We start from the raw sequence: 20,515 nt of genomic DNA on the forward strand, positions 1-20,515 counted from the left end.
CTCTGCTCCTTGCCTGTCGTCCGGCCAGAATAGGGTTTTGCCCGCGGCTCCACCAGCACCATTGCAGATGCAGACCACCCGCCCGATTGTCGATTGCGGCGTGCATTATGTGAATGTGGTGTGCCAGATCACCGATGCGCGACCATTGCGGGTGCATCGCGCCTCTGGCGATCAGATGATCGAATTGCCGGAAGAACCCGGCCATCAGGTACTCTGCGATGCCGGGCAGGGGTTTGTGCTACGCGCGATTGCCGAGGATATCGACCTGACCCGTCATATGCAGGATGCCGTGCAAAATCAGGCGATCTGCCTTGCGGCGGATGAGAATATCCGGGAGGCCCGCGTTGTTGATCTGAAGCGTTTCGGGTTTCCATTGAAACCGTAACAGTCGTTTTAAAGCACGTCTCGAACACCCTCTGTCAGCCGGGCTGCTGCCGCGCGGGCACGGTCGTCGCGGCCCGCTATGATCGGTTCGGTGAATTTGCGGATCCGGGCAGACAGTTCCGGTCGGGCGGTGGCCGGTGAGCCTGCGGAATAGGGCGGTTGCGGATCATACTCCAGGGAAAGCTGGATCGTTTCCGCCATGTCCCGGCCTGCCAGACGATCCACCAGTTCCAGCGCCCCGTCGATCCCCGCAGAGACGCCTGCGGCACTTATGATCTGGCCGTCAAAGACAACACGTTCCTCGACAATTATGCACCCGAAATGCCGCAGAAGGGGCAGCGATAGCCAATGACAGGTCGCGCGCTTGCCATCCAGCAACCCGGCGGCCCCCAGAACCAGTGATCCGGTACAGGTCGACATCACCCATTTTGCGGTTTTGGCCTGCTGACGAATGAAATGCAGCACGTCTGTATCTTCCAGCAACCCCTGCTGACCGACACCGCCGGGTACCAGGATCACATCAAATTCAGGGGCATCTGCAAAGGCAAGGGTCGGGGTTATGGTAAAGCCGGTATCCGACAGAACCGGGTCGGTGGATTTCCAGACCAGATCGGTTCTGGTGTTGGGAAGCCGCGAGAACACTTCATAAGGCCCGGTCAGGTTCAATTGGGTGATGTTCGGAAATGCCAGTATGCCGATGCGGGTGTTCATGACAGACCTCTGGTCAGGCGGACTGACACAGCCGGGCCGTTTGAAACTGACATGGCCGTATGCAGCCGGTTGCCATGCGTGGCCGCTAGCCCGAAACGATCAGATATCTGCATTGAGCATATCCGGGACAGATGGTTTGAAAGGTTGGGGGTGCCGAAATCCCTGTGGCTGCGCCAGCTCCCTATGCGCAATGCTTCGGGGCCGTCTTTCTGAATATTATTCTGCATGAGGCGGCCATTGATTTCCCTGATTTGCCTTTGTCGTTTCCCCACGCGCAGCGGCTGCGGGAGGGTTGTGCAAAACCATTCATCAAGTCAAGCTGGAATGTATACAATAACAGGCGGGTTGGTTGATATCGTCACGTTTGAATTGCGGGTGGCTCAAGGCGTATAAGGCAACACATGTCCCGATAGGGCCGCAGGAGTGTCAAAGGTGGCGGTTGGGCAATATGAGGACTGCGCCTCGCACCCTCCGGGATTCCGACGCTGTTTTGCGCGGATCAGTATGAAGATGGACCTGTAAAGGATTGATATAATGCCTGTGTCACGGCGAGCGGTGGTTTGCGGCGGATCGGCCATATTGATTTCGGGCTGCGTGCCCGCGATGCGTTCGGCGGTGTCTGCGCCGGGCCGTGATGATCCTGCTATGCGGGCCGTTCCCAATGCGGGCTATGACGCCTGGGTTGCCGGGTTTCGCACCCGCGCCGAAGCACAGGGTATCACGGCTGCCACGCTGAATGCGGGGTTTCGCGGGGCCGGTTTTCTGCCCGGCGTGGTCGAGCGGGACCGGAACCAGACCGAGAGCTCGCGCGGCTTGCAGGATTACCTCGCCATCGTGGCCTCGGATGCGAAAATCGCCACAGGCCGTGACCGGTTGCGCCGCCAGCAGGCGCTGCTCAACGAGATTGAGGGGCAATATGGCGTTCCGGCCAGGCTTGTGGCCGCGATCTGGGGGGTGGAAAGCAATTACGGGCAGCGGCGCGGGGCGATCCCGGTGATCTCGGCCGTTTCAACCCTGGCCTATGACGGGCGGCGCGGCGCGTTTTTCGAACGTCAGCTGATCGCGGCCCTGCGCATTCTGCAACGCGGCGATGTCAGCGCCGCGCGGATGACCGGAAGCTGGGCCGGCGCCATGGGCCATACGCAGTTCATTCCTACCACGTTTGAGGCTTATGCAGTTGATTTCCGGGGCGATGGCAGGCGCGATATCTGGTCGGATGATCCGACCGATGGGCTGGCCTCGGCGGCGGCGTATCTATCGCGTTCCGGCTGGCAACGGGGCCACCCCTGGGGGCTGGAAGTGCGGCTGCCCGACGGGTTTGACACCGGGCTGGCCGGGCGGGGAGGCGCGCGCGCCGTGTCGGTCTGGTCCGGTATGGGGGTGCGGCCTGCGGCGGGCGGCGCTTTGCCGGATCACGGGGCGGGGTCGATCCTGATCCCTGCGGGTCTCACCGGCCCGGCCTTTCTGGTGTTTCGGAATTTCGGCGTGATCCTGCGCTATAACAATTCGCAGAATTACGGGCTGGGTGTGGGGTATCTGTCTGACCGGCTGGCCGGTGGCCCGGGCCTGCGCGCGGCGTTCCCGCCCGACCGGTTCGGGCTGAGTATCACCGACCGGCAGACGCTTCAGCGCCGGTTGACCGATGCAGGCTATGACACCGGCGGCGATGACGGGGTGATCGGCCCCAGAACCGAAGCCGCGATCCGCGCCTATCAGCAGGCGACCGGTCTGGCCGTGACGGGAGAACCATCGCAGGCATTGCTGCGGCGTTTGCGGTAGCACCGCCTCTGACGCTATGCAGTATATGCACATCATGCCCGCCCTGGGATGATGTGCGAGATGTGACCCGATCATTGGATGACAAGATGACCATACGCCCCCTTGGCCTTGACCCCACGCACTGCCTTATCGGCGGGGTCTGGCGTGCGCCAGCCTCGGGCGCGGGTTTGCCGTTGCACTCCCCCTCGGACGGGGCAGAGATTTGCCGGATCGCCAGAGGGGATCATGAGGATATTGATGCAGCGGTCAGGGCTGCCGGTTCTGCCCTGACCGGCCCCTGGGGTCACGCGACAGCAGCAGAACGGGGGAGGGTCCTGTTCAGGATCGGTCAGATGGTTCTGGAACAGGTGGAGGAGCTGGCCCGGCTGGAAGCCATGGATGTGGGCAAACCGCTGACACAGGCGCGCGCCGATGTGCTGGCCCTGGCCCGGTATATGGAATTCTATGGCGGTGCGGCGGACAAGCTGCATGGCCAGACGATCCCTTATCTGGAAGGGTATACGGTCTATACCCTGCGCCAGCCCCATGGGGTCACGGGCCATATCATCCCCTGGAACTACCCGATGCAGATCATCGGACGTTCAGTGGGGGCCGCGCTGGCCATGGGCAATGCCTGCGTGTTGAAACCGGCCGAAGAGGCCTGTCTGACAGCCCTTGCCTTTGGTGAGATTGCGCGGCGCGCCGGGCTGCCGGACGGGGCGCTGAATGTGGTGCCGGGGCTGGGGGTCGAAGCGGGTGCCGCGCTCAGCGGTCATGGCGGTGTGCATCATATCTCCTTCACCGGTTCGGTCGGGGTTGGGAAACGCATTCAACAGGCGGCGGGGCAGAATGTGGTGCCGGTGACGCTGGAACTGGGCGGCAAATCCCCGCAACTGGTGTTTGCGGATGCGGATATCGACGCGGCACTTCCTTTCCTCGTCAATGCGGGCATCCAGAATGCGGGCCAGACCTGTTCGGCATCCTCGCGCATTCTGGTCCAGCGCCGCGTCTATGATCAGGTGCTGAACGGCATGGCCGCGCGGTATGCAGCGCTGCGTGCAGGCCCTGCGCTTGATGATCTTGACCTTGGTCCGCTGGTCTCCCCCCGTCAGAAAGAGATTGTGGAGGGGTTTCTGGCCAAGGGCGCGGATCTGGAGATCGCGGCGCAGGGGCAGATCATCAGCGATGCCCCCGCGGGCGGGGCCTATGTGGCACCAACGCTGTTTGCGGATGTTCCCCCGGATCACATACTGGCCCGGGAGGAGATTTTCGGGCCTGTTCAGGTCGTCATCCCTTTCGAGACCGAAGAGGAGGCCATAGCCATCGCCAATGGCACGGATTTCGGCCTTGTCGCCTCTGTCTGGACGGAAAGCGGCGCCCGGCAGATGCGGCTGGCAAGGCAATTGCGCGCAGGCCAGGTGTTTCTGAACAATTATGGTGCGGGTGGCGGGGTCGAATTGCCCTTTGGCGGCACGGGCCTGTCAGGCCATGGCCGTGAAAAAGGGTTCGAGGCATTGTACGGGTTTTCAGTTCTGAAAACCGTCGCGGCCTTGCACGGGTAGGAGAGACAGATGCGATTAAAGGGCAAAACGGCGATTGTGACCGGTGGCGCATCGGGCTTCGGGGCCGGGATTGCGCGCAAATTCATCGCCGAAGGGGCGCAGGTGATGATTGCCGATCTGAACAAGGATATGGCGGATGATCTGGCAGCAGAGCTTGGCGCAGGCGTGCAGGCCGTGCAGACCGATGTGGCCAACGGGGAAAGCGTGCAGGCGATGGTCGAGGCGACGGTGCAGGCCTTCGGGCAGATCGACATTCTGATCAACAATGCAGGCACGACACATCTGCCCGCGCCGATGGAAGAGGTCAGCGAAGAGGATTTCGACAAGGTCTTCGCGGTGAACTGCAAATCAGTCTATCTGACCGCGAAGCACATCGTGCCGCTGTTCAAGGTGCAAGGCGCAGGTGTGATCCTGAATGTCGCCTCAACGGCGGCGGTCTCACCCCGGCCCAGACTGAACTGGTACAATGCCTCCAAGGGCTGGATGAACACTGCAACCAAAGGCATGGCGGTGGAACTCGCGCCTCTGGGCATCCGGGTGAACGCGATCAACCCGGTGGCGGGCGATACACCGCTGCTGAAAATGTTCATGGGCGAAGACACGCCAGAGATCAGGGCCAAGTTCCTCGCCACCATTCCCCTGGGCCGGTTTTCGACGCCCGAAGATATGGGAAACGCGGCCTGCTACCTCTGCTCGGACGAGGCCAGCATGGTCACCGGCATCTGTATGGAGGTCGATGGCGGGAGGTGTATCTGAGGTTGTTGGCTTTTTATCCGGTTGCCGCCATCTCCCCCAATGCTCATGTGGCACCGGAGGTGGAAAATGGTTTTGCTTTGCTAAGACCATAGTGGTTTGCGGGTGGGTTGTATCGAAAACTGCCACTAAAGCTTCGGCCTGAAATCCTGAATCACCCCGCACCATGCTCCCGCCCGGCGGCACCGCCGGGCGGCGTCTGAGCCGCCCCCACGGGGCGGGCGCTTCGCTTCCTGCCCCTCGGTTCGGGCGATGCCCTCCACGAAATGCATGTGCGTTGCAGATTACATGGACGATGCTCAAGCTCATCTTTTGGGGCAACCGTGTTTCCACTGTGAAGGCAGCACATAAACCGCAAACCGTAAGGATAAGCAGCAATATCTTCGTGTCGTCAGAAAGGCCCATATGAGGCCCTTGCAACGACAGACTGCGCAGGCTACCCCATACGCTGACAAGCGGGTGTGGCGGAATTGGTAGACGCACCAGATTTAGGTTCTGGCGCCGCAAGGCGTGGGGGTTCAAGTCCCTCCACCCGCACCATTTCTCTTATTTAGGGTTTCAATACCCCTTAAAGCCTTGAATGGTTTGGATATTTGTGGAGTTCTAGCTCCCTCAAATCGGTGGTATTGAAGGGGCTCCATAAAGGCCAGTTTCAGGACCAGTCGGCGGGTGGTGACGCAGCCAGTTTCCCAGATTTTCCAGGGGTTTGAGAGGAATCTCAGGCAGAGTTCTAGGCAGCGTACTTACAAAGAGCTTCACGTTTCCAGCCTGTTATGATTCATTTCCCGCAAGACAATATGCGGAGCAGTGGAATGGCGCGGTCAGATTTGAGCGATTTGGAGTGGGAGTTCATCAAAGCAGTGCTCCCAAATAACAGCCGAGGGGTTAAGCGTGTCGATGATCGGCGTGTGATCAATGGCATCTTCTATGTCTTGCGCACAGGCATCCCGTGGCGCGATTTGCCCGATCAATACGGCCCCTACACAACGATCTACAACCGTTTCAACCGATGGACTTATGCGGGCATTTGGGATCGGGTAATGGAGGCGGTCGCCGATGCGCACAATATCGACACCGTGATGGTGGATGGCACATCGGTTCGGGTTCACCATTCTGCAGCGACGCTCAAAAAAACGACCCGCGTCGTTGCATGGGCCGGTCGCGGGGTGGGTTAACCACGAAAATACATGCACTTACCAATCAGGACGGGTTGCCGATCCGCTATGAACTGACGCCGGGCCAAGCCCACGATGCACCCCCATGCGAACAGCTTTTGGACGGGCTGCAACCTGGCCAATACGTTCTGGCTGACAAGGCATATGACGCGGATTGGATCCGCAAGATGATCTGGGAACAGGGCGCCATCGACGTCATCCCGTCCAAATCCAACCGCAAACTGCCCGCCGAGTTCGACGTCGATATCTATCGCGAGCGCAACAAGATCGAGCGGTTCTTTGGCCGCCTCAAAGCTTCCTTCCGCCGTATAGCCACCCGATACGAAAAGACATCTGCCAACTTCTTGGCGATGATCAAACTCGCATCCGTCAGGCTATGGTGCCAGTTTTATGAGTCCGCTGCCTAGTTTTTCGTCGAAGGCGCGCTTTGGTGGGCTCTGTTTGGTCAGATTCTCCGTCATGCGGGCGCGCTCTTTTTCTAGTCACCTGGAACTGTAATTCGTATCATTGTTTGAACTGAGCTTCAGGAGGTGATGCGATGGTTGGACGGGTTGCGGATGCGGTGGTGCTGAGCGATGAAGAGCGCCGCTTTCTCGAAGGTCAGGTTCGGCAGCACAAGACGCCCCATTTACCGGGTAAGAAGACCGATCCGGGGCGTAGCGGGCAAGACAATCGGTTGTTCATGGAGGCCATTCTCTGGCTTGCCAGAACCGGCGCGCATTGGCGGGCCTTGCCTGATTCCTTCGGTACGTGGAATTCGGTCTATGTTCGCTTCAATCGCTGGTGTCGGGATGGTGTATTCGAGCGCCTTTTCAATGCGATGGCGGATGATCCAGACTTCGGGTACATCCTTGTAGACAGCACCATTATGCGCGCCCATCAGCACAGCGCGGGCGCGCAAAAAGGGGGGCTGAAACTCAAGCGTTAGGGCGATCACGGGGTGGGATCAGCAGCAAAATCCATCTCGCGACCGATGCCCATGGCAATCCTGTGCGGCAGATCCTCACAGGCGGGCAGCGCAACGATATCACCCAAATTGAACCACTACTTGAGGGGCTGAAAGCTGAGTTCGTTCTGGCTGACAAAGGGTATGATGGAGCGCGTGCGATGGATGCCATCGCCGCGACCGGAGCGACGCCGGTCGTCCCGCGCCGCTCAACGACTGCCGCGTGGCGGAGATTTGATGCCTGCCTTTACAAGGATCGAAACGCAATTGAGAGGTTCTTCAGCAAATTGAAACACTTCCGCGCAGTGGCCACCCGATACGACAAACTGGCTCGCAACTATATCGGCTTTACAAACCTCGTATGCGCACTCAAATGGCGCCATTGAATGTCAACAAAACCTAGGGCACCCAATCCGAACACTTCGTGCACAAGGGCGATCTCACCTTGAATGCCGGGCTTCATGTCGTAGACGTGCCGATTTTTGATAGTGCGGATGGCTTCTATTCCGCGGAGCGTCGCCTTTGCAGAGCTGAGCGATCGAAAGCTCTACCGATAACCCAAGAGCCTCTTCAATGCGGCGTGGTCGCTTTCGATCAGGTTGTTTCGCCATTTTTTGTTGATGTGTGTAATGCTGTCAAAGTGTGGGTCATAGCGCCGGTTTTCATCCTGGATCACCTTGCGGTAAGTCGGCGCTTTATCAGTGCAGATTGAGACGGGTCGATGCAATCGCGCCTTCTCAATGGCTTTCCGCAGAAAGGCTTTCGCAGCTTCGGCATCGCGCCGGGCGGTCAAGCGAAAGTCAATCAGATGACCCTGACGGTCTATCGCGCGCCACAAATACCGCCACTTTCCGCCAACCCGGAGATACGTTTCGTCAACATGCCAGTTCAGGCCAACCCACTGGCGGCGCCTTTCAATACCATTGGCTATCTGGGGTCCGAACTTACGCACCCAACGATAGAGAGTTGATCGGTCAACATACACGCCGCGCTCGGCAAGCAAATCAGCCGTATCCTGATAAGAAAGGGAATAGCGAAGGTACATACGAACCGCACAAAGAATAATGACGGCTGGAAAACGGTGGCGCTTGAAGGGATGCTTACGGGTCATTGTGGGCCTCTTTCCTCACCACCTGATCCAATAGACCGTTTTATGAAAAAGTCCCCTTTTCCGAGAAGATGGCGCCATGGGTCAACCCGTGGGGTGGATCAACACCTTGCCGATGGCGCCACCGCTTTCCATCAACTCGCAGGCCGCCTGGGCCTCGGCAACGGGGAAGCGGGCTGCGGTGATCGCCTCGAAATCAATGGTTCCGCTTTCGATCAGCGCAACCGCGTCGGCAAATTCATGGGTGTAAAGAATGCTGCCGATGGATCGGATTTCCTTCAGCGCATTCAGATGCAGGTTGATCGGCACTTCGCTGGGCTGGATCAGTGACAAGACACCAATCGTGCCCTGTTTGCGGCAGGCCTCTAACGCCTGATTATAGGCATGTGGTGAGCCGCTGGCCTCAATCACCACATCATACCGGGCGCTGAGTTCTGCCATGTCATCCCGGCCCGGCACAAAGGCCCGGGCCGCCCCAACCGCAAGTGCTGCCTCACATGAGGCCGGTTTGATATCGGTCACATCCACGCGTGCCCCTTTGGCAACGGCGGCAATGCAGGCCAGAAGACCCATCGGTCCGCAGCCCGTCACCAGAACCCGCGCCCCGGCAGAGGTGCCCGCCTGATTGACGCTGTGCATGGCGCAGGCCAGCGGTTCGGCAAAGGTCAGATGGGCGGGGTTGATCGTCTCGACCGGCACAAGGCAGCGGGCCGGAAAATCAAACCGGTCGCGGAAAAACCCGTCAATATGCGGCTTGGTCGTGGCCGAGCCGGGAAACCGCTTTGTCGCACACATATTGATATCGCCCTTGGCGCAATGCTCGCATGTGCCGCATTCGATCACCGGGTTGATGGCGACCAACTGACCTTTGGCAAGGCCACTTTCATTGGCATCCACCACATAGGCGCAGGCCTCATGGCCCAGGGTCACCGGATAATCGAGGAAGAACCCCGCATTCGCGAAATGCCGGAAATAATGCATATCGGTGCCGCAGATGCTGGCCATGGCCAGTTTCAGGCGCACCCATCCGGTTGCGATCTCATCGGGCATGTGTGCCTGTTCAAACGAGATGCTGCGCGCCGCTGTCAGAAGGGATTTTGTGTATGTCATGGCTTAGAACCCAATCGCATATCCGCCATCCACGGGCAGGGCCACGCCGTTGATATAGGTCGCGGCATCGCCGGCCAGAAAATGCACGGCCTCTGCCACGTTTTCCGGGGTTCCGAAAGTATGGGTCGGGATCCGCCCTTCGATCTTGTCGCGGCGGGCGGGATCCCTGGCCAGAACCGCGCGGGTCATATCGGTATCAATGAAACCGGGGCAGACCGCGTTGCAGCGGATGCCATGGGCGGCAGCGTCAACCGCGACGGCCCGGGTCAGCCCGATCACGGCGGTTTTGGCGGTGACATAGGCCGCGGCCGAGGGCAGGGCCATCAGCCCGCCCATCGAACTGATATTCACGATGGCGCCGCCCTGCGCCTTGTTCAGCGTCACAAACCGCCCGCAGGCCAGAAACATCGCCTTCACATTCAGATCAAGCACATGATCCAGGTCATTGGCGGCAACCTCCCAAACCGGCTGTTTCAGATGTACACCGGCATTGTTGACCAAGATGTCGATCCGGCCCGCAAGCTTCGCGATCCGGTTAAGATAGCTGACATCCTGCCAGTTGCTCAGATCATGGTCATACCAGTGGAGCGGTGCACTTGCGTCGATCTGATCCAGATCACCCCGCGACCGGGCAACCACATGCACCGCAAACCCGTGGTCCAGAAAGCATCTGGTCTGGGCCAGGCCAAGCCCTTTGTTGCCCCCTGTGATGACGACGGTTTTCATATCGCGGTCCTTCTGCCGTGGTGTTTTTGGTACAGCGCGTTGATGTCTTTCATCATGTCTTCCGGGGCGCGGTCTTTCAGGAAGAAATCCGGGAAGATCTCGCAGACATCATCGACAAAACCCAGAAACCAGACATCGCGGGGCCGGGTCCAGGCGGCCTCGATCGTTGCACGGGCACCGGTCAGAAACCGGCGATATGCCGGGTCACCGCCCTTGTCATACCAGGATTGGCGATGCGCCGGCTGGCCCTCGTTTTCAAGATATACGCCGGATTGAACGTCGCGGGATGCGACCCATTGTGCAAAAGCCGTTGCCGTTTCCGGGGCCTCAGTCCGGGCCGAAACCCCGATACCCGCGCCCCCCAGAATGCCGCATTTCAGCGGGCTGCCGGAAAAGGACGGCAGATCGCAATAGTCAAGGATATGGGGCCGGAACCCCGGACGGGCATAATTGATATAGCCGAACAGACAGGGGGAATAGGCGAAATCATCGGTTTCAGCCATCCTTTCCAGCACGTTGATCGGGTTCCAGCCCACCGCCTCAGCCGGGGCCAGCCGGTACAGCGCCTTGAGGATTGCAAGCGCAAGCTGGCCATTCACGTCCGAGGTGAAGGCGGTTTCGGAACAGGGCAGCGCCTGTTCACCGCGACTGGCCACCAGGGTCATCATCATGTCGAACGCATCCACCGGCAAAAGCGGTGTAACCAGTCTGTAATCGGATACGGCGGCATTTAACGCGGCTTCCCAGTCCGGCAATTCAGGAGTGACCATATCGGCCCGCTTCACGGCCACCTGACAGGCGGCATCAACCGGGTAGGCCCAAAGCGTACCGTTCCAGACATAGCTTTCCAGACTGCCCCCGAGAGAGGCGGTTTCGGCATCCTGTGGCATTGGCAAGGGCAGAAGCGCGCCGGTTTCTGCGATTTGGCCCACATGGGGATGGTCCAGCACGATGAAATCATAGGTTTCGGCCAGATCAGCGATCGAGGCATCGGCAAAGGCCTGAAGGCTGCGTCGGTCCCAGGAAATATCGGTATCATGGGTCCGGGCAAAAACGGCCGAGGCAGCCTCAAGCCCGCGATATCCGCGGGGATGATCCCAGGTCATGCCTTTCAGGTGATGCGTTGCCATTGTGGTGCCCCGGATGTTGCCTTTTGTTGAATACGCTGATTAAGCACAATGGTAAAGCGATTTACCATCTTATTTGAAGATGCCTTCCACCTTTTTCGAAAGGTTTCATGCACAGGCTCTACGGGTCATAGACGAGGCGTAAGCCCTGATGGGTGGTGGCGCTGTCGGGTGATGTTCCGGTGCGCGCGGCGATCCGGTATCGGTAGCAATAGGAGCGGTGGCAGAGAAATGAGCCGCCTTTGCAGATCTTATGGCCTTTGGCGGCAGCCTGCCTGGCTTTGGCCTGACGGTGGAGAGAGCGAATGCGAAACGGGTCCGCCGTCCATTCCCAGGTGTTGCCGCACATATTGTAAAGACCATAGCCATTCGGCGCGAAAGACTGCACCGGGGCGGTGGCGATATGGCCGTCTGCGCCGGTATTGACCCTTGGAAAATGGCCCTGCCAGATATTGCACGGCATATGGGTTTCATCATCCGGTTCCGCCATGCCCCAGGGGAAGCGGACATCCCCAAGCCCGCCACGGGCCGCATGTTCCCATTCCACCTCGGTTGGCAGGCGCCCGCCCGCCCATTTGGCGAATGCGCGCGCATCGTTCCAGGATATCTGCACCACGGGATGATCAGGATGCCAGTCTGCCTCGGATCCGGGGCCGTTGATCAACCGCCAGTCGGCGCCATCCACCCGCCGCCACCACGGCGCTTCGGGGACGCGTTCGGGCGCCTCCACACCTTCCGGCAGATGCGCGAAAAACGCGAAGGACCAGCCGATCCGCTCGGCTTCGGTGACATACCCGGTGTCGTCGATGAACCGGGAAAACCGGGCATTGGTCACCGCGGTTGTGTCAATCAGATACGGTTTGACGCGCAGTCTGCGCTGCGGTCCTTCCCCGTCGAAGGGGATCATTTCTGTTGAGGTGCCGACCAGTGCCGAACCACCGGGAATGGCGGCTTTTGAAACGGATGTGGTTTCAGCGCCCTGTGGCAGGTCAAAGGTCTGATCCGGGGGGCTATCTGCCCCGTCAGTCCCGCCCCGGGGTGGCATGCAACAGGGTTTTCCAACAGCATCCATGCTCATATCGGGGATGTGCCCATTATGCCAGCGGTTGCCTTCTGTCGCCTTCGTATGCCTGCTGAGGTGATCCGGCAGATCAGGCCAAAGGGCGTATCATCCGCCGTTTCGATGTCAGACAGGGCCATGGGCAAGCCGGTGATCCTTAAAAGCTGTGCCGGTTCCATAACATTCACAATCGTCAGGATGCAAATGGCCGGATCGGCAGACCCCATCCCCCACGACCGGCCGCAGCTATTTCTCGGCCAGACAGATATTGACGATTTGAGTGTCGTTTCGCTTCTTGGTCATCTTGTTCTCGGCGCGTGAGATCGCACGCTCGAATGTCTTTCTGACCCGCTGGGTCTTGCTTGCATTGGGCCGTATCGGGCGCCCCATCGACACTTCCAGATCCAGAGGCTCACCATTGTCGTATTCGGTGTTCCTGTCGTCGAGCTGGCTTTGAATCTCGGCTTCCAGTTCGATGGACGGCAAAAGCGTCGCACGGTTCGAAATGATGACGAAGACGCCATTCCCGGCATAGGCCATGATATACCCGTTGGGTTCGAATATCTCCGAGATCGCTTCGGCAACCTCTGTGAGGGCGTATATGAACTCGTCCTGCGACGCCTTTGCGTAGATACCTTCGATTCGGTCAATCTTGACCGCAACCACCTGTGTACTGGCCAATCCGGCACGGGAAAGCTGCGTCAGGTAGTTGCCCAATGCCGTGTAGTCGACAAGATCATCTATACCTTCAATCTCGATCTCATCAGAAAGGTCAAATCTTTGCGTCAAGAGAGGAGCCGACGGGGTCTCGCCCTCCGGGCTGACCGCCATAATCGGGCCTTTCCGGATCATCGCCAGTTCCTGCGCAATACGCAGACGCGCGCCCAGTTCGATCACGTCGAAGGGTTTGGAGGCATAATCGGTTGCGCCCGCCTTGAAGGCCTCATCGACATATTTCATATCCGTCAAGACGGTCAGCATCAGGATCGGTGTGCGCCGATAGGCCGGTATTTTCCGAACGCGGGCGCATAACTCGATCCCGTCGAGGCCGGGCATTTTTATATCGAATAGCAGACAGTCAAACAGGGTGCCCTTATCATCGGTCAGGATGTCCAGCGCATCTTCACCCGAGGTGACAGTTGTCAGATCGTCAAACCCCGCCTGCGCCGCGATGATCGGAAGCAATTCAAGAATGGACTCATCATCGTCTACGGCCAGTATCTTCATTGCCTGCTCCTGATTATTAGCACCCGAACACGCCTGGCCGCCCCAAGCCGTACATCCTAAAACACATCATTCTGAAACTGTTATGCGCTCCTGCTTTCACATATGCACCCGGGTCTTAGACACCGCCGATGCGCAGATTTCCCGCGCCGGAAATCCTAAGCCGGTGATCAGGGCGAAAGTGCCTGTCGGCACGTCTATTCCAAAATGTTTGAGGCGACAAAGACGACCAAACACAGGGTTGCATTTTTAGCAGCATGTCGCGCAGTCACGTATATCTCGTTGCCTCGATTGTTAGAATATACGGGTGGACCCGCCGAGTAAACATTTCAGAAACAAGATGCTGTGTGTTTCTGCCCTTGCCCCGCAAAATCGTCATCACCCATGGTATGAACGGGCTTGAGTCTAGCGGCGCCCACCGCTCCAGGGGGAGCTTGGATCGCGTTTGTTGCCTGCGGGGGGAATGCGGCTGAGATCGCTTATCGGGCGGTCATCAGCCCCACGCGGTGCGCTATGGCGGTGAATGCGGGGAATGCCACTGCGCCGCCGCGTCACACGGTATTCCACATCCTCATGGGGTGGTTTGCCATGGGTGGTGGCCCAATACCCCGGCCCGCCCCTGCGCAACCAGACCGGCAGCATGATGATGATGCCGGCGATAAACCCACCTGCATGCGCCCAATAGGCGATACCGCTATTTTCTGCACCCACTGCGACGCCATTGAACAGTTGCAGGGTGAACCACAGGCCAAGCATCAGCCAGGCGGGAATGGTAAAAACCTTGAAGATAACCACGAGGATCACCAGCATGTCGATCCGCGCGCGGGGGAACATCAAAAGATAGCCGCCCATGACACCGGCAATGGCGCCCGAGGCACCAACCATCGGCACGGGATAGACCGGATCTGACAGCATATGCCCAAGACCTGCGGCCGCACCGGAGGCGAGGTAAAAAAGCAGAAAGCCGAAATGGCCGAGCAAATCCTCAAGGTTATCGCCGAAAATCCACAGGAACAGCATGTTGCCGACAAGATGCATCCAGCCGCCATGCAGGAATATGTACGAAAGCAATGTGTGCGGGTCATTGCCCTTGTAGAGGTTTGCCGGGGTCAGGCCCCAATCCGCATAAAACTCCATCAACAGATGCGGGTCATTGCCGATAAAGGGGTAATAGGTGAGGAAGATCACGATATTCATCGCGATCAGCGCATAGGTCACGAAGGGTGTACGTTCTGACGGGTTGTGATCGCGGATCGGGAACATATGGCCAAGACTGGCAGCGCGACGCCTCAGGTCAAGAGAAAAGCAGGCCTTTTGGCGTTCGCGTTCGTTACTCCAGCCCCTCGGCGGCCAGGGCCTGGCGAATTTCGCGGCGGACCATCTTGCGAACATTGCGGGTGATGCGCTGGCCCAGCATGCCTTTCAGCTCTTCGCGCACGACTTCGCCGACAATCTCGCGCAGCAGGTCTTCGTCAATCACGGCTTCGCCGGTGTCGGGGAAGGTGAAAAGACCCGGGTCTTCGCCAAGATCCTCTACCTCCTCAGAGCCATGATCCCCTTGCAACCCGTCCAGTTCCGCACCCAGTTCGACAACGCGGTCGCGGACGCTGCTGAAAACCGGGGTGGCGGCGAAAGCGTCTCCCTCCCCTTCTGTGGTCTCGGCCTCGGGGGTGGTTTCGTCTTCTGCGCTCTCCGCGGCGGTATCCTCTGTCGTCGCCTCAGTCTCTTCTGTCTGATCAATCACAGGCTCTGCCGCCTCGGCAGGCATATCCGCGATGGCGCTGTCGGAAGGCAGGTCATCCCCATTATCCAAGGATGTGTCTTCCAGGTGGGTATCAGGGTCCTCGGTGATCTCATCGGGCTCCGGCTGCGCCGCAGCGGCCTCATCTGCGCTGTCCTGAACTGCATCCGGTTGCCACAGAATCCCATCCGTGCCATCCGCCTCAACCTGCGTGTCTTCCGGCCCGTCGGAGGCGATATGTGACTGCGGGTCCGAGATGGCGTTGCCATCGCGCGCCTGCCGCAGGGCCGCAATATCCAAAGCGGCATCGGCCCCGGCCAGGTCGGGCCAGTTTGTATCGCCATGTTCCGGTTCAAATGGCGTGGCATCCCGGGTGTCGGTTGCGTCGTGATCGTCAAAGATCAAAGTGGTGTCCGCAGCTGTGTTTTGCTGCGTTTCGGATGTGGTGTCTTCATCCGCATCGGGCACGGCCCTGATCGGGGTTTCCAGCCCGCTGCCGAAGGTATCAAATGGAACGGTGGGTGTGTCTTCCGCCATCTCATCCAGATCCGATGAGATATCCGGAACGATGCCGACCGGAGGCGTGGTATCTTCAGCCTCGGACACCCGCAAAGCAGGTGTCAGCACCAGTTTTTCACTGGCCTCTGCCTGATGTTCCGCCCTCTCATCCGAGATGGCAGAGCCGTCCGGATCCGAGTGATGTTCAGACACCAGTCGCCTGATCGACGACAGAACATCTTCTATCGCCTCTGATTTTGCCGCATCTGACATATGCCGATACTCCTCAACGTCCCACCCCTCAACGCGCCCTGATTCTCTGCATAGGCGGGCGCTCTTTTGACAGGAATGATAACGTCAGAGGCGATCTGACACAATGGAGTAGGTAAATAGCCGTGCAACTTCGCAGGTTTGGCCTGTTTCAGGTCAGTCGCGACCGATCCGTTCCAGAACACCGTCCAGGCGTTCCCCCTGCACCGACAAGGACCGTGCAGGCCCGTTGCTATAGCTGTTATAATAGGCGGTGGGGTCATAGGAGGCAACGTCCAGATCAAGATGCTCCACCGTCAGCAGGCCGACACTGGCCAGGACGGAATAGGCCCCCACATACAGATCGGCCTGGGCCTCGATCCGGCTGATCTGGGCATCCAGCAGGTCCTGTTCCGCATCCAGAACGTCAAGGGTTGTACGCGCGCCAAGCGTCGCCTCTTCCTGAACCCCCTCAAAGGCCAGACGCGCAGCGCGGATGCGTTGTTCAGAAGCTTGGATCTGGGCATTGGCAATCCGCAGCCTTGCATAGGCATTGCCCACGGTTTGTATGATCACGCGCACCTGCTGCTGCAATTCAAACTCGGTTGCGCTCAGCGTTGCACGGGCGGTGCGTTCCAGCGAAAACAACTGCCCGCCACGATAAATCGGCTGGGTCAGTGTCAGGCTGAGGGTTGAGCTTGAGCCGTCATTTGTGCCGCCGAAGCTCTCTCCGGCTTCCGCCCTGAGCGATATGGACGGCCCGTAATCAGACCGGGCCGCAGCCAGAGACAGCTCATCAGAGCGGACCTCATGCTGCAGGCTGATAATCTGCGGGTGCTGCTGGCGGGCCAGATGATCGGCATCGGTTTCGGTATCGGGCAGATCGGGCAGCGCACCGGGGCCGACCAACCCGTGAGAGGGGCGGCCAATGGCAAGGATGAACAGTTCCTGGCTGATCTCAAGCTGGCCCCGTGCCGTGGCAAGGTTTGACCGTGAAGTGGCCAGTTCCGCCTCGGCCTGGGCAACATCGGTGCGGGTGTCTTCACCCACCTCGAACCGGTCCCGGGCGGCGCGCAGCTGTTGCGTCAGCACGCGCACATTGCTTTCGCGCACCTGCACAACCTGAATATCCCGCCAGACATTCATATAGGCGGTGACACCATCCAGCAGCACCTGCTGTTCCAGAGCAATCAGGCTTTGCCGGGTCGACAGCACGGCTTCGCGTGCCGCTTCGGTCAGGTGTCGTCTGTTGCCATTGTCGAAAAGCAGCAGGTCGGTCACCAGCGACAAGCTGTTGGTGGTTGTGTCCGTGACCGAATTCCATGTGCTGTTGGCGACGAAATTGATGATCGGGCGCAGACCGGCAAGCTGCTGTGCCACGCTTTCATCCTGCAGTCGCAGGAGAAACCTGTTCTGATCCAGAAGATCAGAATTTTCATAGGCATCCTCCAAAGCGGCACGCAGATTATCTGCCTTTGCCGGGCCGGGCATGCCGCCAAGGCACATTACCAGCGCCAGTAGGGAACCTGCGGTTGCAGTGACGGAAAATCGCATCATTATTCTGCCTCATTCAGGCCAGACGGGGCCGTTCCGCTGATTTAGAACTCAAAATTCAAAACTAAAGGCCGCTTCGAATCCGGGCAATACCGGGGCGGTGGCATTGAATGTCATGCGCCAGTTGATCTGTCCATTGCGTTTCACCCCATGGCGGCATTCGCCAAGCGCACCATCCATGAAGATCGCAGCGATACGCCCGCCCTCTTTCAACTGATCAATAATCGCCTCTGGCACCCGTTCAACCGCGCCTTCGACGCAGATCACATCATAGGGTCCGTGTTTCGCGCTGCCCTCGGTGAGCGGGGCGTTGAGCACTGCGGCATTGTCGACGCCTTCGCTGCTCAGAATGCTTTCGGCTTCGGCGGCCAGGGCCGGATCTTCCTCAATCGCGACCACGGCCTCGGCCATATGTGCCAGAAGGGCTGCGGAATACCCCAGGCCACAGCCCAGATCGAGCACCAGATCGCCTTGCATCACATCCAGCACATCCAGCAGTTTGGCCATCACCCGCGGGTCCAGCACCACGCGACCGGGCGCAAGATCAACATGGGCGCCCACATAGGCGAGATCCCGTTTGCCATCGGGCATGTAAACCTCACGCGGGACAGACAGCATCGCGTCGATGATCGGAAATTTCGTGACATCAGACGGGCGCACCTGCGTGTCGACCATGATGGTGCGGCGAGATTTGAAGTCGATCATGAACTGAACCAATGAGTCTAGTTTCGATCTTGCCGTGATGGCACATGCGCCCCGGCTTCGCAATAACTATGGCTGTGTCCGCGACCTTTGCCCGCGATGATATATGATACGGGCCGGTGATGGCGGGGACCGGGGCAACAGGAAAGAAACCTGACATCTTCAGGTCGAAACGCCATAATGCAGCCAAAATCCCATGCAGTGTGGAAAAATCTTAACAAAGTGATCGGAGCCGACGTAAAGTTGTGTTAATAAACATTAACAAACGAGGCAGCATTGCCCGCATCCCTGAGCAGGATTTCACATGATGGACCGTAACCTTCGGCCCGAGGCCGATCTCTATACCCATTCCGATACCAAGCTTGATGCTGCCCTGCCGACAGGGGCAATCGTTTTGACCCTTGATGGGGCGTTGCCGGTGGAACATCTTGTTCCCGGTGATCGGGTCATCACCCGCGATGGCGGGGCGCAAAGCCTGCGCGCTGTGGTGCGCCGCAAGGTGCCCGCCAATCTGCGGATGGTTCAGATCAGATGCGATGCGCTTGGCGGAAAACCCGAAACCGATATTGTGCTGTTGCCCCATCAGCCCGTCCTGATCCGCGACTGGCGCGCGAAACTGCTTTACGGCGAACCACAGGCAACGATCGCCGCTGAACGGCTGATCGACGGGGAACATATTACCTGGGCCAGCAAGAACCCGGCCTATATGATCTCGCTCCATTTCAACCAGATGCGCATCGTCTATGCCGCCGGTCTGGAACTGCAAAGCGCCGCCCCCGATAACGCCCCGGGATTTGGCACGGTCTGAGGTCTGATCTCAGGGGTGGTGCTGGTATTACAAGCGTTACTCCCGGGAAATGAGGAAGCAGGAGTGGGGTCGCAGGATATTCTTGGCGGTATGTCGGGGTATTGAAGGGGTTCCGGGCAACCGTTTGAGGGCCGCCTCAGGAGTCCTCTCTCTCAGCGCAAGGCTCTTGTCTCGGTAAGCCGATGCTAGAGCAGAAATCGTTTAATCTGGATCAAAATTCTCTGCCTCCGGGTAAGCAAACTGCTGATCTCGAACGAGAATTTCGATGAGCGATGGTGCAGATTAAAACGATTTCGCTCTAGCAACGCCCTATATGCCCCGAGAGGGCGCGTCAGCCGAGGAAGTCTGGCAAAGACTTGCCGTGCTATTGGATGGCTTGTAAAGGCCCGTTTGGGCAGTTTGCTGAACGCGGGCCTTAAAGCACCCTGCCTTAAACTTGAATCACAAATACCCTGCCACGCTTCGCGTTCTCGGGACATTTGTGATGCGCGATGTCTCAGGTTTAAGGCAGCATACTGTAGTCATGCCGATGTGTTCAAGCCGGTGCGGATGGCGGATGCATACCGAATGGGGAAATGTCAGATGGCATTCTGACCACGGTCAATGAAATTGCTCTAAACGGCGTCTGGATTTAGGGGATTCACGCCATTGCGCATGCGAGGTTTATAAAGGCTTTGAAAGAGCTCACGGTCTTTTCGCAGCGCAAGGCGATCCTATGGAAGCGCTTGAGTTTTTTGAAGAAACACTCGGCGAGGTGCCGCTCCTTGTACAGCATCCAGTCGATGGGGTGATCTTCGCGGCGCGTGGGATTTCGCTTGATATGTGCGGTTGCGCCCAGCTTCATCGTCGATGAAGCTGCGCAAGTGATCCGCGTCACAGGCGGCGCCCATGATGACATGGCCGACGCCCTTCAGCCCTTCAATCAAGCCGCGTGCCTGCGGGCTGTCACCCCATTGGCCGGGTGTGATCGCGAACCGAATTGGCAAGCCAAGCGCGTCAACTGCGGCATGCACCCTTGTGGTCAGCCCGCCCTTTGAGCGTCCGATTGCGTGAGCTTCTGCGCGTCTGTGAATTTGGATGCTTTCATCGCTATCCGCTCCTCTCCCAGCCAGGGAAAATCTAAAGCACCCTGCCTTAAACTTGAATCACAAATACCCTGCCACGCTTCGCGTTCTCGGGACATTTGTGATGAGCGATGTCTCAGGTTTAAGGCAGCATGCTGTAGCGGAAAACTCTAAACTCAGACGAGGACAATTTCAGGGGGCACAGCAGATCTGGCCAGTCCCATTCGGGGGCTATTGATCGGGTCATCTTGATCT

The 20,515-nt window shown here is 58.8% G+C and carries 16 protein-coding genes, 1 tRNA gene and 4 pseudogenes; 8 read left to right on the top strand and 13 right to left on the bottom strand.

The annotated features are described in order from the left end of the window. Nucleotides 1–67: 67 nt before the first annotated feature. A pseudogene (locus E2K80_RS00405) lies at nt 68–385 on the top strand (hypothetical protein); the annotation flags it as partial. 8 nt (nt 386–393) lie between these two features. On the opposite strand, the gene E2K80_RS00410 reads toward E2K80_RS00405, so the two are convergent. Then, nucleotides 394–1,095, bottom strand: a complete 702-nt coding sequence (locus E2K80_RS00410; RefSeq protein ID WP_135371727.1) for a DJ-1/PfpI family protein — start codon at nt 1,093–1,095, stop codon at nt 394–396. Nucleotides 1,096–1,629: 534 nt separating this feature from the next. On the opposite strand from E2K80_RS00410, the gene E2K80_RS00415 reads away from it, so the two are divergent. From E2K80_RS00415 to E2K80_RS00440, 6 genes and pseudogenes are all read left to right on the top strand, one after another. Further along, nucleotides 1,630–2,874 (top strand): lytic murein transglycosylase, encoded by a 1,245-nt coding sequence (locus E2K80_RS00415; RefSeq protein WP_135371729.1) that lies wholly within the window; start codon nt 1,630–1,632, stop codon nt 2,872–2,874. Nucleotides 2,875–2,960: 86 nt separating this feature from the next. After that, nucleotides 2,961–4,415, top strand: a complete 1,455-nt coding sequence (locus E2K80_RS00420) for an aldehyde dehydrogenase family protein (RefSeq protein ID WP_135371731.1) — start codon at nt 2,961–2,963, stop codon at nt 4,413–4,415. A gap of 9 nt (nt 4,416–4,424) precedes the next feature. Further along, nucleotides 4,425–5,171 carry an SDR family oxidoreductase gene (locus E2K80_RS00425; RefSeq protein WP_135371733.1) on the top strand — a complete coding sequence of 249 codons (747 nt, stop codon included), beginning with the start codon at nt 4,425–4,427 and terminating at the stop codon, nt 5,169–5,171. A gap of 452 nt (nt 5,172–5,623) precedes the next feature. Further along, nucleotides 5,624–5,708 (top strand) — tRNA-Leu (locus tag E2K80_RS00430). A 272-nt stretch (nt 5,709–5,980) separates the two neighbouring features. Further along, nucleotides 5,981–6,750, top strand: a protein-coding gene (locus E2K80_RS00435) for an IS5 family transposase (protein WP_168193246.1) whose coding sequence is annotated in 2 segments (ribosomal slippage) — nt 5,981–6,302 and nt 6,302–6,750 — 771 coding nt in all. Because the reading frame shifts where the segments join, the coding sequence is not laid out codon by codon here. Nucleotides 6,751–6,881: 131 nt separating this feature from the next. Further along, nucleotides 6,882–7,675, top strand: a pseudogene (locus tag E2K80_RS00440) (IS5 family transposase). A gap of 17 nt (nt 7,676–7,692) precedes the next feature. Here E2K80_RS00440 and E2K80_RS00445 read toward each other — a convergent pair. The 11 genes and pseudogenes from E2K80_RS00445 to E2K80_RS00495 form a co-directional block, all read right to left on the bottom strand. Beyond that, a pseudogene (locus tag E2K80_RS00445) lies at nt 7,693–8,400 on the bottom strand (IS6 family transposase); the annotation flags it as partial. An 81-nt stretch (nt 8,401–8,481) separates the two neighbouring features. Further along, nucleotides 8,482–9,507: a zinc-dependent alcohol dehydrogenase gene (locus E2K80_RS00450; RefSeq protein WP_135371735.1), complete on the bottom strand. Its 1,026-nt coding sequence runs from the start codon at nt 9,505–9,507 to the stop codon at nt 8,482–8,484. Between the two features lie 3 nt (nt 9,508–9,510). After that, nucleotides 9,511–10,233: an SDR family NAD(P)-dependent oxidoreductase gene (locus tag E2K80_RS00455; RefSeq protein ID WP_135371737.1), complete on the bottom strand. Its 723-nt coding sequence runs from the start codon at nt 10,231–10,233 to the stop codon at nt 9,511–9,513. Next, a complete protein-coding gene (locus E2K80_RS00460; protein ID WP_135371739.1) occupies nt 10,230–11,363 on the bottom strand; it encodes an ABC transporter substrate-binding protein in 1,134 nt (377 codons plus the stop codon). The genes E2K80_RS00455 and E2K80_RS00460 overlap by 4 nt, the downstream gene beginning before the upstream one ends. A gap of 118 nt (nt 11,364–11,481) precedes the next feature. Further along, nucleotides 11,482–12,405 (bottom strand): formylglycine-generating enzyme family protein, encoded by a 924-nt coding sequence (locus E2K80_RS00465; RefSeq protein WP_135371741.1) that lies wholly within the window; start codon nt 12,403–12,405, stop codon nt 11,482–11,484. Nucleotides 12,406–12,434: 29 nt separating this feature from the next. Continuing rightward, a complete protein-coding gene (locus tag E2K80_RS00470) occupies nt 12,435–12,647 on the bottom strand; it encodes a hypothetical protein (protein ID WP_135371743.1) in 213 nt (70 codons plus the stop codon). Nucleotides 12,648–12,666: 19 nt separating this feature from the next. Further along, the gene (locus E2K80_RS00475; RefSeq protein WP_135371745.1) at nt 12,667–13,647 is read right to left on the bottom strand and encodes a response regulator; all 981 of its coding nucleotides are present in this window, start codon (nt 13,645–13,647) and stop codon (nt 12,667–12,669) included. A gap of 402 nt (nt 13,648–14,049) precedes the next feature. Further along, nucleotides 14,050–14,907, bottom strand: coding sequence for a rhomboid family intramembrane serine protease (locus tag E2K80_RS00480; RefSeq protein ID WP_135371747.1), 858 nt, complete (start codon nt 14,905–14,907; stop codon nt 14,050–14,052). Between the two features lie 67 nt (nt 14,908–14,974). After that, complete coding sequence (locus E2K80_RS00485; RefSeq protein ID WP_135371749.1) at nt 14,975–16,156, bottom strand: hypothetical protein; 1,182 nt, start codon at nt 16,154–16,156, stop codon at nt 14,975–14,977. Nucleotides 16,157–16,309: 153 nt separating this feature from the next. Then, a complete protein-coding gene (locus E2K80_RS00490) occupies nt 16,310–17,689 on the bottom strand; it encodes a TolC family outer membrane protein (protein ID WP_238475601.1) in 1,380 nt (459 codons plus the stop codon). A gap of 48 nt (nt 17,690–17,737) precedes the next feature. After that, nucleotides 17,738–18,391 carry a protein-L-isoaspartate O-methyltransferase family protein gene (locus E2K80_RS00495; protein ID WP_135371751.1) on the bottom strand — a complete coding sequence of 218 codons (654 nt, stop codon included), beginning with the start codon at nt 18,389–18,391 and terminating at the stop codon, nt 17,738–17,740. A 304-nt stretch (nt 18,392–18,695) separates the two neighbouring features. Between E2K80_RS00495 and E2K80_RS00500 the strand changes: the two genes are divergently transcribed. After that, nucleotides 18,696–19,196, top strand: coding sequence for a Hint domain-containing protein (locus tag E2K80_RS00500; RefSeq protein ID WP_168193056.1), 501 nt, complete (start codon nt 18,696–18,698; stop codon nt 19,194–19,196). Between the two features lie 640 nt (nt 19,197–19,836). Here the strand turns inward: E2K80_RS00500 and E2K80_RS19895 are convergent. Then, nucleotides 19,837–20,263: pseudogene (locus E2K80_RS19895) on the bottom strand (IS5 family transposase); the annotation flags it as partial. Between the last annotated feature and the right edge of the window lie 252 nt (nt 20,264–20,515).

Origin of the sequence: Rhodophyticola sp. CCM32, from assembly GCF_004751985.1 — a bacterium.
Classification (GTDB): domain Bacteria; phylum Pseudomonadota; class Alphaproteobacteria; order Rhodobacterales; family Rhodobacteraceae; genus Rhodophyticola.

Coding starts and splice junctions, on each gene's coding strand:
- E2K80_RS00455 (WP_135371737.1), bottom strand. CDS start 10,233: ATGAAAACCGTCGTCATCACAGGGGGCAACAAAGGGCTTGGCCTGGCC.
- E2K80_RS00480 (WP_135371747.1), bottom strand. CDS start 14,907: ATGTTCCCGATCCGCGATCACAACCCGTCAGAACGTACACCCTTCGTG.
- E2K80_RS00485 (WP_135371749.1), bottom strand. CDS start 16,156: ATGTCAGATGCGGCAAAATCAGAGGCGATAGAAGATGTTCTGTCGTCG.
- E2K80_RS00465 (WP_135371741.1), bottom strand. CDS start 12,405: ATGCCACCCCGGGGCGGGACTGACGGGGCAGATAGCCCCCCGGATCAG.
- E2K80_RS00490 (WP_238475601.1), bottom strand. CDS start 17,689: ATGATGCGATTTTCCGTCACTGCAACCGCAGGTTCCCTACTGGCGCTG.
- E2K80_RS00500 (WP_168193056.1), top strand. CDS start 18,696: ATGGACCGTAACCTTCGGCCCGAGGCCGATCTCTATACCCATTCCGAT.
- E2K80_RS00460 (WP_135371739.1), bottom strand. CDS start 11,363: ATGGCAACGCATCACCTGAAAGGCATGACCTGGGATCATCCCCGCGGA.
- E2K80_RS00410 (WP_135371727.1), bottom strand. CDS start 1,095: ATGAACACCCGCATCGGCATACTGGCATTTCCGAACATCACCCAATTG.
- E2K80_RS00420 (WP_135371731.1), top strand. CDS start 2,961: ATGACCATACGCCCCCTTGGCCTTGACCCCACGCACTGCCTTATCGGC.
- E2K80_RS00475 (WP_135371745.1), bottom strand. CDS start 13,647: ATGAAGATACTGGCCGTAGACGATGATGAGTCCATTCTTGAATTGCTT.
- E2K80_RS00425 (WP_135371733.1), top strand. CDS start 4,425: ATGCGATTAAAGGGCAAAACGGCGATTGTGACCGGTGGCGCATCGGGC.
- E2K80_RS00415 (WP_135371729.1), top strand. CDS start 1,630: ATGCCTGTGTCACGGCGAGCGGTGGTTTGCGGCGGATCGGCCATATTG.
- E2K80_RS00450 (WP_135371735.1), bottom strand. CDS start 9,507: ATGACATACACAAAATCCCTTCTGACAGCGGCGCGCAGCATCTCGTTT.
- E2K80_RS00495 (WP_135371751.1), bottom strand. CDS start 18,391: ATGATCGACTTCAAATCTCGCCGCACCATCATGGTCGACACGCAGGTG.
- E2K80_RS00470 (WP_135371743.1), bottom strand. CDS start 12,647: ATGGGGTCTGCCGATCCGGCCATTTGCATCCTGACGATTGTGAATGTT.